Source organism: Verrucosispora sioxanthis, assembly GCF_010560025.1.
Taxonomy (GTDB): domain Bacteria; phylum Actinomycetota; class Actinomycetes; order Mycobacteriales; family Micromonosporaceae; genus Micromonospora; species Micromonospora palythoicola.
In genome coordinates this window covers 596,536-606,655 of the sequence record NZ_SAIY01000005.1, presented here as the reverse complement: position 1 = coordinate 606,655, position 10,120 = coordinate 596,536, and the positions used below count along the sequence as shown (strand labels likewise).

At 67.8% G+C, this 10,120-nt stretch carries 12 protein-coding genes; 7 read left to right on the top strand and 5 right to left on the bottom strand.

What is annotated here, in order from left to right:
* The 3 genes from ENC19_RS18435 to ENC19_RS18425 form a co-directional block, all read left to right on the top strand.
* Positions 1 to 190 (top strand): type I restriction-modification enzyme R subunit C-terminal domain-containing protein (locus ENC19_RS18435; protein WP_164448351.1); only part of this gene is annotated, 190 nt, incomplete at its 5' end.
* A 32-nt stretch (positions 191 to 222) separates the two neighbouring features.
* Positions 223 to 1,584: a restriction endonuclease subunit S gene (locus ENC19_RS18430; RefSeq protein WP_164448350.1), complete on the top strand. Its 1,362-nt coding sequence runs from the start codon at positions 223 to 225 to the stop codon at positions 1,582 to 1,584.
* On the top strand, positions 1,581 to 3,101 hold the full coding sequence (locus tag ENC19_RS18425) for a type I restriction-modification system subunit M (RefSeq protein WP_164448349.1): 1,521 nt from the start codon (positions 1,581 to 1,583) through the stop codon (positions 3,099 to 3,101). Before ENC19_RS18430 ends, ENC19_RS18425 begins: the two co-directional genes overlap by 4 nt.
* Before the next feature lie 22 nt (positions 3,102 to 3,123).
* Here the strand turns inward: ENC19_RS18425 and ENC19_RS18420 are convergent, their stop codons facing one another.
* The 4 genes from ENC19_RS18420 to ENC19_RS30375 all read right to left on the bottom strand — a co-directional run bounded on the left by ENC19_RS18420 (position 3,124) and on the right by ENC19_RS30375 (position 5,013).
* Positions 3,124 to 3,711, bottom strand: a complete 588-nt coding sequence (locus ENC19_RS18420) for a Fic/DOC family protein (RefSeq protein ID WP_164448348.1) — start codon at positions 3,709 to 3,711, stop codon at positions 3,124 to 3,126.
* The gene (locus tag ENC19_RS18415) at positions 3,698 to 4,294 is read right to left on the bottom strand and encodes a Panacea domain-containing protein (protein WP_164448347.1); all 597 of its coding nucleotides are present in this window, start codon (positions 4,292 to 4,294) and stop codon (positions 3,698 to 3,700) included. Before ENC19_RS18415 ends, ENC19_RS18420 begins: the two co-directional genes overlap by 14 nt.
* Positions 4,295 to 4,378: 84 nt before the next feature.
* Positions 4,379 to 4,513: a hypothetical protein gene (locus ENC19_RS31030; RefSeq protein ID WP_268968046.1), complete on the bottom strand. Its 135-nt coding sequence runs from the start codon at positions 4,511 to 4,513 to the stop codon at positions 4,379 to 4,381.
* Between the two features lie 128 nt (positions 4,514 to 4,641).
* Positions 4,642 to 5,013, bottom strand: a complete 372-nt coding sequence (locus tag ENC19_RS30375) for a hypothetical protein (protein ID WP_235944864.1) — start codon at positions 5,011 to 5,013, stop codon at positions 4,642 to 4,644.
* 253 nt (positions 5,014 to 5,266) lie between these two features.
* Here ENC19_RS30375 and ENC19_RS18400 point away from each other — a divergent pair, with 253 nt between their 5' ends.
* Both ENC19_RS18400 and ENC19_RS18395 read left to right on the top strand, forming a co-directional pair.
* Complete coding sequence (locus ENC19_RS18400) at positions 5,267 to 6,076, top strand: helix-turn-helix domain-containing protein (RefSeq protein WP_164448400.1); 810 nt, start codon at positions 5,267 to 5,269, stop codon at positions 6,074 to 6,076.
* Positions 6,064 to 6,258 (top strand): DUF397 domain-containing protein, encoded by a 195-nt coding sequence (locus tag ENC19_RS18395; protein ID WP_164448345.1) that lies wholly within the window; start codon positions 6,064 to 6,066, stop codon positions 6,256 to 6,258. Before ENC19_RS18400 ends, ENC19_RS18395 begins: the two co-directional genes overlap by 13 nt.
* A 333-nt stretch (positions 6,259 to 6,591) precedes the next feature.
* Here the strand turns inward: ENC19_RS18395 and ENC19_RS31465 are convergent, their stop codons facing one another.
* Complete coding sequence (locus tag ENC19_RS31465) at positions 6,592 to 7,941, bottom strand: pentapeptide repeat-containing protein (protein WP_164448344.1); 1,350 nt, start codon at positions 7,939 to 7,941, stop codon at positions 6,592 to 6,594.
* A gap of 209 nt (positions 7,942 to 8,150) precedes the next feature.
* Between ENC19_RS31465 and ENC19_RS18385 the strand changes: the two genes are divergently transcribed.
* Positions 8,151 to 8,960 (top strand): TerC family protein, encoded by an 810-nt coding sequence (locus ENC19_RS18385; protein ID WP_164448343.1) that lies wholly within the window; start codon positions 8,151 to 8,153, stop codon positions 8,958 to 8,960.
* Positions 8,961 to 9,187: 227 nt separating this feature from the next.
* Positions 9,188 to 9,997 (top strand): lipase family alpha/beta hydrolase, encoded by an 810-nt coding sequence (locus ENC19_RS18380; RefSeq protein ID WP_164448342.1) that lies wholly within the window; start codon positions 9,188 to 9,190, stop codon positions 9,995 to 9,997.
* The last annotated feature ends 123 nt before the right edge of the window (positions 9,998 to 10,120 follow it).

Below are 10,120 nucleotides of genomic sequence, written 5' to 3'. Positions count from 1 at the left end.
GTTCACTGCCGACCAGGCGTGGTGGCTGGAGAGGATCAAGGACGTGATAGCGGTCAGCGTGGAGATCACCCCCGACGACCTCGACGGTGCGCCATTTACCGAACGTGGCGGCATCGACGGCTACGCCGGCACCTTCGGCGACCGCGCCGAACCCCTCCTCACCGAGTTGAACCAGGAGCTTACGGCGTGAGCGATCTCCCGCCCGGCTGGTCCGTGGCACCCTTGGCCGAGCTGATCGACCTAAATGGCATTTTTGTCGACGGTGATTGGGTCGAGAGTAAGGACCAGGACCCTGACGGCGAAGTGCGACTGGTTCAACTTGCCGATGTGGGCGAAGGATACTTCCGTGACCGAAGTAACCGCCGGCTCACACAGGAGAAGGCAGTTGCGCTAAGGTGCACTGAGCTTCGATCTGGTGACATCCTGATTGCGCGAATGCCAGATCCGCTTGGGCGTGCCTGCATCTATCCTGGCGGCTCAGCTCCTGCGGTGACGGTTGTTGATGTCTGCATTGTTCGTGTTTGTGCAATTGAACCAAGATGGCTGATGTGGGCCTTGAATTCACCGCAAGTGCGTGGCGAGATCGCTGGCTATCAGTCGGGAACTACAAGAAAGCGTATCTCTCGCGGAAACTTGGCAAAGGTGGCCATTCGGGTTCCGCCGCTCGCCGAGCAGCGCCGCATCGTCGCCGTGCTGGACGGCCTCATCTCTCGGCTGTCTGCCGGAGAGAAGAACGTGGACCTGGCACGCCTTCGGGTGGCGGCTCTGAGCGCAGCCTTTTTCGATTCAATCGAATCGCAACTCTCGGCAGTTGCCGCCGTCCCCCTAGGAGGTATGCTGGCCGAACCGTTGCGCAACGGCCACTCAGCGCCTGCCTCTGCGGATGGTCGCGTGCGAACATTAGCTATCACGGCTGTCACTCAAGGTCGGTTCATTGATCGCTTCACCAAGCTGACTAGCGCCGACCCTGACCGTGTTAAGGATCTCTGGTTGCGTCCAGGTGACATTCTGATCCAACGATCCAACACGCCTGAATTGGTGGGCACGACGGCCTTGTACGAAGGTGCGGAGAACTGGGCAATATTTCCCGACCTGTTGATCCGGGTGCGTCTGAATGAGGACATCGTCCCGCGTTTTGCGGCCCTCATGTTGAAGAGCCCGAGTGCTCGGCGCTATTTCAGGTCGCGGGCCAAAGGGCTGGCCGGATCGATGCCAAAAATCGATCAGCGAACGATTTTCGAGTTTCCATTGAGAGTGCCCGCCCGGGAGACTCAGATGGAAATGGTTAATCGAGCTGACGAGATGGCAGGTGTGATCGAACGTATTGACGAAGCCATCGGTGCAGTGGAGCGAAGATCTGCGAATCTGCGTATGTCGCTGTTGGCGGATGCGTTTGCGGGGCGGTTGGTGCCGCAGGACCCGAACGACGAGCCGGCAGCGGAGTTGTTGGCTCGGATCCGGGCCGAACGGGAGGCCGCTCCGCCGAAGCAGCGGGCGCGCTCTCGGCGTACCAAGAAGGAATTGCCGGCACCGCCGACCAGGGTGACCGGCGGCGACTACCAGCAGGAGGCTCTGCCGCTGTGAGCACTGTGGATTCGCGCCGGCTGGTGCAGAAGTTGTGGAACTACTGCGACGTGCTGCGTGACGACGGTGTGTCGACAATCGACTACGTCGAGCAGTTGACGTTCCTGCTGTTTCTCAAGATGGCCGACGAGCGCGCCAATCGGCCGCTGCGGCCGGAGCAGATCGTGCCGGAGGAGCTGAGTTGGCAGACGCTGCTCGACGCCGACGGGGATGCGCTGGAGGTGCAGTACCGGCACATCCTGGAAGGGCTGGCCAAGGAGAGCGGCACCCTGGGCACGATCTTCCGAAAGGCGCAGAACAAGATTCAGGATCCGGCGAAGCTCAAGCGGCTGATCGTGGATCTGATCGACAAGGAGCAGTGGTCCAGCGCGGGCGTCGACGTCAAGGGCGACGCCTACGAGGAACTGCTGGCCCGGGGCGCGGAGGACACCAAGTCGGGGGCCGGGCAGTACTTCACGCCACGAGCGCTGACCGCTGCGATGGTCGACTGTGTGCTGCCCACGCCGGACGACACGATCACCGACCCGGCCTGTGGCACCGGCGGTTTCCTGCTCGCCGCGTTCGACCACATCCAGCGGCACCACGGCGCGAGCCTAACCCCCGACCAGCGTCGCCGGCTCGGCGATGGTGCGATCAGCGGCACCGAATTGGTCGACGGCACCGCCCGGCTGGCCGCGATGAACATGTTGCTGCACGGCATCGGTAGCCCTGGGGGAGATTCGCTCATCACCGTCGGCGACGCACTGGGCAAGCCGCCGTCGCAGCGGTACAGCCTGGTGCTGGCCAACCCGCCGTTCGGCCGCAGCTCCACGATCCGGTCGGTTACCGAGAGCGGGCGCGCGTCCCGCGAGGAACGGGAGATCGAACGCACCGACTTCTGGGCGGCCACCGCCAACAAGCAACTCAACTTCGTCCAGCACATCGCCTCGCTGCTGGAGATCGACGGCCGGGCCGCCGTCGTCCTGCCCGACAACGTGCTCTTCGAAGGTGGCGCGGGGGAGACCATCCGCCGCCGGTTGCTCAAGCAGTACGACCTGCACACCCTGCTGCGTCTGCCCACCGGCATCTTCTACGCGGGCGGGGTCAAAGCCAACGTGCTGTTCTTCGAGCGCAAGCGGGCCCGCGAGGAACCCTGGACGCAGCAGCTCTGGGTGTACGACTTCCGCACCAACCAGCACTTCACCCTCAAGCAGAACCCGCTGCGCCGCGAACACCTCCAGGACTTCGTGGACTGCTATCTGCCGGGCAAGGACCGGGCCGAGCGGGTGGAGACCGAACGCTTTCGCTCCTTCACCTACGAGGAGCTGACGGCTCGGGACAAGGTGAATCTGGACATCACCTGGCTACGGGACGCCTCCCTGGAAGACGCCGACGCGCTGCTGCCGCCCGAGGTGATCGCCCAGGAGATCGTGGAAGACCTTCAGGCCGCCCTACGCGAGTTTGCCGCCATCGCCGAAGCCCTCTCGTCGCGCGCCGAGCTTGCGCAATCGCCATCAAGAACACCGAGCGGTGGGTGACATCGACGGATCAGCAGTCGCATCAGGCTAGCCGCCGGACGACTGGACGGAGTACCGCGATCAGCCCGCTGAGGTCCGTGGTGGCAAGGTGCTGGTGGCACGCCGCGATGTTCGCCTCCGCGTTCAACTCCGACCAGTCAAGTAGGTATCCGGCCGCCGCCGCCAGTTGCCGAAGGAATGCGCGGATCGTGCGTCCGTTACCCTCGCGGAAAGGGTGGCAGACGTTCAGCTCGCCGTAGTAGTGCGCCAAGGCTTCGATGAACGCGTCTCGGTGCAAGCCGAGGAGGAATCCGTCCTCGTCAAGACGGCTCAGGATGGCGCTTACCTGGTCGTCGATGTAACGCCAGTGGCAGAATCGTGCGCCGGGCTTGCTGATGTCCACCGTCCTGGTCTGCCCTGCCCAGGGATAGACATCAGAGAAGATGTGCCGGTGGAAAGCTTGGAGATGCTCCAGGCCGTAGTTCCCCGGAATGATCATCCGAAGCGCTTGGACCTCCCGGATCGAAGCCAGCCTGGCCTCGATCTCGGCGAGCTGTTTCGCGTCGGTGATGCCGAGATTGTTCTTCAGGCAGTCCGTGTCCGGCCAGCAGTACGGGTCAGTCTCGGTCACCGCGGATCCGGGAGATCTCCTGAGCAATCAGCTCGTCGGCATCGGTCACGCCGGAGGCGACGTCGCGGAGCTTGTCCTGCCACTCCTCGTCGAACTCGACGCCTTCGAGGGCGGCGTTCGCGGAGGCGAGGACGACGGCCGTCTCGACGTTTGCCACCTGCCGGGCGAAGTACGTCCGCATGAGGTCGATGTCGAGCTTCTCCGTCGAGCTGGCGGATTCGGGAAGTGCGCCTCGGGCGACGCGCCAGGGCAGTTCGTTGTGCGTCATAGTCGACAACTCGGTCGCGGAGAATCGACCATAGCTTTCCGCAACCCAGCGGACTGTGTCGGCTTGGGTCGGGGTCAGGCGAGAATGCTCACCGTGTGGCCAGTCGGACACCACGCGCTGTCGTCGGTGGTGACGGTAGAGGAGCGGAACCACCGGGCCTTCCCGCCAGGCTTCGATCGGCTCCTGGAAAAGAGGGTGTCCCTCGCGCGCGAGGTGCCAGCCCTGGCAGTAGTAGACGAGCTTCTCCAGCTTCATGGCCGTCATCGGACCGAGTTCATGCAACACCGCTGCTGCGACGTCGTGCGCCGTTGCCACCTTCGGCACCCCCCTCCGGGCGTGGGTCTGCCTGGCTTCAGCGTAGCGGCCCGGAGGGACATGTCAGCCCAGGCAGACTGAACGTCACGGACGACCTCTGCCGGAGGCAGCAGGCACCCAGTCGGTGAAGCGCCGGTGCAGGTCCGGCAGGCGGGCGCCGGGGTCGCGTTCGGAAAGTTGGGCGATGGCCTCCTCGCGTAGCGTCACGAGGTAGATCATGAGACCGGGAATGTTGCCTCGGTACTCGGCGAGTAGGCGCAGCTTTGCGGGAGAACAGGGCCAGGCGACGCCGCAGGCTCGGCAACGCCACGTCGGGCGGGACGGTACGTGTTCACGGGCGGGCGTGTTCATCCGGCGGCCCTCGCCGCGGCACACCGGGCCGGTGTGCGGTGTGGGGGCGGCGGCGCGGGGCGCATACCCTCGGGGCGTACGTACAACTCGCGGCGGTCGATCGCCTCACCCCGAGAGTCGAGCTGGTACACCTCGATCCACGCCCAACCGTCGTAGGTGCTCCGACCGGTCCGTTCACGGATCACCCGGACCGCGATCGGCCTGGTGAACTGCGGGGACGCGTCGCGGGTCAGCAGGTAGACGCCGGGTGTGACCCGGGGCGTCCCATCCTCGCGGGGGCCGCCCGACGCGATGGCGGGGCGGGCGGCGGCCCGGCGAGTCGAGAAGCGCGACGCCGGTACGGCGTTCGCAGGCTTCGACGCGGACACGACACACCTCCTTCGTCGGTGGCTGGGATCGGGGTTGCTGGCGGGGATCGGGGGTCGCCGCGGTTGCTCGCCCGGCGGCGACCCCCGGCACGGGCGCGCCGACCAGTCCGGGGGATAGACCGTCAGCAGGCGCGTCGTGCTCCTTCCACCCTGGACGTACGCCCCCTACGCTCGGAAGAGTCATCGCGTGATCGCGGAACGTGACGACCTGCTCCGAGCCGGCGCGGAACGGCGTGGGGCGTCGTGGAAGGGACTGGAAGCCGTGGGAATCTCGCCGTCGGAGTACCTGCTTCGCGAACTGAGGCGACGTCGGGCGACCGCCGGGCTGACCCAGGCCCAGCTCGGCGAGCGGGTCTTCTGTTCGGACTCCCAGGTGAGCGCGATCGAGACCGGCACCAAGCCGCCGACGCTGCCCTACCTGACCGCCGTCGACAAGGCGCTCGACACGGGTGGCTACTTCGCGACGCTCTGGGACGAGTTGGTCAAGGGCGACGCCGCGCCGGTCTGGCTGCGCGAGTGGATCCAGATCGAGCGTGATGCGACAGCTTTTCGGTGGTACGAGCACTCCTTCGTGCCGGGGCTGCTCCAGACCGAGGCATACGCCCGCGCAACCTTCCAGGCCGCCCGCACGCCATTCGCCGATCTGGACCAGCGGGTCGCGGCGCGGTTGGAACGGCAGGCGGTGCTCGCGCGCGAACCGGCCCCGCAGCTCTTCGTGGTGTTGGACGAGATGGTGCTGCGGCGGGCGTGTGGCGGCCCCGACGTGATGGCCGAACAGGTCGAGCACCTGGTGAACTGCGCCGAGCAGCCGCATATCCAGTTGCACGTCGTGCCGCTCTCCGCTGGCATCTACTCAGGACTGGCCGGGGCGTTCATCCTGGCCGACCTGCCCGACGGATCACGAGCCGCCTGCGTGGATCATCAGTTGGAGTCGCAAACCACCGGGCAGTCGGATTCGATTGCTCGTCTTGCACTGGCATGGGACGTGGTTCGGGGCGAAGCCCTTCCGCTGGGGCAGACCCTCGACGTACTCAAGGAGGCGGCGAAGACATGGACCACCTGACCGGCGCGCGGTGGCGAACGTCGTCCCGTTCGTCAACCAATGGCGGTGTCTGTGTGGAGGTCGCCGACAACCTGCCCGGCGTGGTCGGTGTCCGGGACTCGAAGGACCCCACCGGCCCGGTGCTGACCTTTCCCCCGACTGCCTGGCGAGCGTTCCTCACTCGACTCGCCGACCGGCCCTGACCCGGCGAGCCGTCGGAACGACGGTCACCGCCCGGCACACCTGACTCGGCCGGCTGCCACGGCGGTCGCGGGATGCGGCATGTCGGCGTCTCCGGGGCACGTGATGCCCGCGACATGCCGCAAGTCGCTTCCGTGCCGTCCCCGTCGACCTGAGGGGGCGCGGCGTGTCCGTTCCTGTTGGGGCTCGCGGGACGCGGCATGTCGGCCTTTCCGGAGCGCGTGATACCGCGATATGCCGCAATTCGTGCCGGCGTTGGGCCGACAGCGCAGGTTGTGCCGGCGTTGGGCCAACAGCGCAGGTGGTGCCGGCGTTGGGGTTGGCAGGTGGCGGGACTACGGGTCGGTGAGGAGAAGCCAGTCGGTGTCCAGGGGTTCGACGCGGACGCCGTCGGGCCAGGTGTGGGTCGCCGACGTGGTGGCGCGGGCCTGGTCGAACAGGGGGCGTCGGGCCGGGGTGGCGCCCTCGAAGGTGACCGGGCCGTGGAAGCGGGCCCGGCCGAAGCTGGCCGCCCCGGCGAAGCGGGCGTCGGCGAACGACGCGTCCGCCCGGAACTCGGTCCAGCGGAACAGGGCCAGGTCGCCGAAGCGGGCCCGCCGGAAGTCGGCGTCACCGCCGAACGTGCTGTGCTCCATGGACAGTCCACCGTGGAACTTGGCCTCGCGGAAGCTGGCGCTGCCGGTGAAGGTCGTGTGGTCGAAGGTGGCGGTCCGGTGGAACGTGCTGCCCCGCCAGGAGGTCTCGCCGAGGGTGGCCCGCTGACCCGACAGCGGACCACCGAACTCCGCGCCGTCGGCGCTGAGCCGCCCGGTCAGCCGGGCGCCGTCCAGGACAATCGTCGCGTCGCCGCCGACCCCGTCGAGCAGGAGGGTGTCGAAGTTCGCCCCGAGGGCCAGCCGCCCGGTCAGCGTCGCACCGGTGAACCGGGTGGTGCCGGTGCAGGTGGCGCCGGTCAGGTCGGCGTCGTCGAGGGTGCAGCTGGCGGCGTCGAAGTCGTCAAGTCGCGCACCGACGAGGTCCAGGCGCATGCCGGGCCAGAAGGCGTCGCCGTCCGCACGCAGGTGCCGGGTCAACACCCGCTGCGTGCTGCGGCGTACCTCCGTCTCCCGTGCGTCGTCCGGCGACGGCATCCGCAGGTACGCGCAGAGCACCCCCACGATCGTCGGACGCTGCGCCGGGTTGTCCTGACCGAGTCGTTCCAGGGCGTGCAGGCCGCCGAGGCGTACCGCGGCGTTGTCGTTGCCGAGCAGTTCGACGGCCCGGGTGTACAGCTCGGTCAGCCGGCGCTCGGCGGCGTCGTGCGCGGCGGCCTCAGCCTGCTGTTCCTGGTGTCGCTGCCCGGCCTCGGCGACCGTCTCGGCGTGCGCCTGCACCCGGTCGCGGTGCGCCTGGTCGGCGGCGGCGACGACCTCCTGGTGCCGCTGCGCCCGCTCGCTTATCCACTGTCGCCGGGCGGCGAGCAGTAGTGCCAGCCCGCCACCGGTGCCGGCGACCACGGTCAACCCGGTGCGGATGGCGTCGATGCGCAGCGTGGCCCGGGTGTCCGGCGCGGTGGCGCGGTTGGCCTCGCCGAGCAGCCAGGACAGCACCCACCAGCCGAGCAGGGCGGCCAGCAGCAGCCCGACGAGCACCAGCCACCACGGCATGACCCGCAACCGTTCGTCGGGGGGTGCGGTGCCGGGCACGGCCACAGCATGCCATCGATCCGTCCGTGGCGTAGGCCCCGGCCTCTGCCGGCCGGAGGGCTGTCGGAGCCGCTGTCGTGGCATGCGGCCGGGGCGCCGGGGGCCGGTGGGGTTGCGAAGCGGGTGGCGGCCCGGTAGGTCATCATGATGCAGATCAGCCGATGGTCCGGGTGCCGACCCGGCGGCCGGTCGTGAGAGTCGAGGATGGCATGGAGTTCCTGACCAGTCCCGAGCTGTGGATCGCGTTCGCGACCCTGCTCCTGCTGGAGATCGTGCTGGGCATCGACAACGTCGTGTTCATCTCGATCCTGTCCGGTCGGTTGCCCGAGCACCAGCAGGCCCGGGCCCGGACGATCGGCATCTCGCTCGCCCTGATCACCCGCCTGCTGTTGCTGGCGTCGTTGTCCTGGATCATCGGTCTGACCGCGCCGCTGTTCACCGTGCTCGGGCAGGAGATATCCGGGCGTGACCTGATCCTGCTGCTCGGCGGGATATTCCTGGTCGGCAAGGCGACGTACGAGATCCACGAGCATCTGGAAGGTTCCGACCACGAGCGCGAGGGCCGCAAGGTGGTCTCGTTCGGTGCGGTCATCGCGCAGATCCTGGTGCTGGACGTGGTCTTCTCGCTCGACTCGGTGATCACCGCGGTCGGCATGGTCGACGAACTCGCCATCATGGTCGCCGCCGTGATCATCGCGATGATCATCATGCTGGTCTCGGCCGGAGCGGTCAGCAGGTTCGTCAACCAGCACCCGACGGTCAAGATGCTGGCCCTGTCGTTCCTGCTGCTCATCGGGGCGAGCCTCATCGCCGAGAGCTTCGACCAGCACATCCCGAAGGGCTACGTGTACGGCCCGATCGCCTTCTCGATCTTCGTGGAGTTCCTCAACCTGCGGGTCCGGGCGCGGCAGCGTCGCCAGCAGGAGAGGCAGCCGGTGCAGTTGCACCCGACGTACGTGAAGCAGGGTTCGCCCCGCACCGAGCCGGAGTCGCAGCCGGAGACCACGCCCGCCAGCTGACCCGCGCCGAACTCGACGCCGCACGCACCCACCCGGTGCGTGCGGCGTCCGTCGTACGTGGACAGCGCCGCCGCCGTGCTCCCGGGCGCCCGGCACAGACATCCGCTACTCGTGCGTAACTTTTCATTGACGTTTCTGGATTGTGACCCGCATCATCAGTGCACGGTCGATCGGACATCCCACCGCCTCCACCCGGTAACCCCGGGATCCCCTTGGGAGGTGCAGCGATGCTGCTCCGAAAGGCTGTCCCCGTCCTCGCTCTCACGGTCGCCGCCGTCCTCGCGGCTCCACCCGCCACCGCCGCTCCACCCGCCACGGCAGCGCCCACCGTCGCGCCGACCGGTGCGGCCGCAGTCGACGGCCTGCGCGCGCTGGCCGGTGCCAATCCGGTCGTCGTGGTCGGTGGGCTCAGCGGGATCGCGGCCGTCTACGAACCACTCGCCGCCCGGCTACGCGCCGACGGGTACCGGGTCTGGATCTACCAGTTGCCCAACCTCGGGCTCGGCGACATCACCGCCTCCGCCGCCGGGCTGCGCGGATATGTCGGACAGGTCCGTGCCGCCGCCGCGGGTGCCAAGGTCGACCTGGTCGCACACTCCGAAGGTGGCCTGGTCAGCCGCTACTACATCAAGAATCTCGGCGGCGGCGAGGCCGTCGAACGCTATGTCAGCCTGGGCACCCCGCAGTACGGCACCTACGTGGCGAACATCGTGTCGTTCCTCGGCCTCGGCAGCTGCGCCGGCGTGGTCGCCTGCCAACAGATGACCATCGGATCGTCGTTCCTCACCGCCCTCAACGCGGGCGACGACACGCCGGCCCCGGTGCGCTGGACCACGGTGCGTACCTGGCAGGACGAACTGGTCCGACCGGTGGACAACGCGATGCTGGCCGACGGGGCGACGAACGTGCTGATCCAGTCCCGGTGTCCGCTGCGCGTGGTCGGCCACCTCGGCCTGGTGCTCGACGGCACCACCTACACCGTCGTCCGGCAGGCCCTGCGCGACGCCGCGATCAACCCCAACTGCCTCGCCCTGTGACCCACCCGGCCCGGCGGCTGCACAGAGCCGCCGGGCCGCAGCCACCAACACCCCACCTGCCCGTTGACGAAGCCCGACCCAGACAACACCCCCGATGCCAGGCGGGCCGCGCAGGCAGCAGTT

Bases quoted from the DNA above. Each gene is read 5' to 3' on its own strand.
- ENC19_RS31030 (WP_268968046.1), bottom strand. From the start codon at position 4,513: ATGATCTACCTCGTGACGCTACGCGAGGAGGCCATCGCCCAACTTTCC.
- ENC19_RS18395 (WP_164448345.1), top strand. From the start codon at position 6,064: ATGGACCACCTGACCGGCGCGCGGTGGCGAACGTCGTCCCGTTCGTCA.
- ENC19_RS18385 (WP_164448343.1), top strand. From the start codon at position 8,151: ATGGAGTTCCTGACCAGTCCCGAGCTGTGGATCGCGTTCGCGACCCTG.
- ENC19_RS18380 (WP_164448342.1), top strand. From the start codon at position 9,188: ATGCTGCTCCGAAAGGCTGTCCCCGTCCTCGCTCTCACGGTCGCCGCC.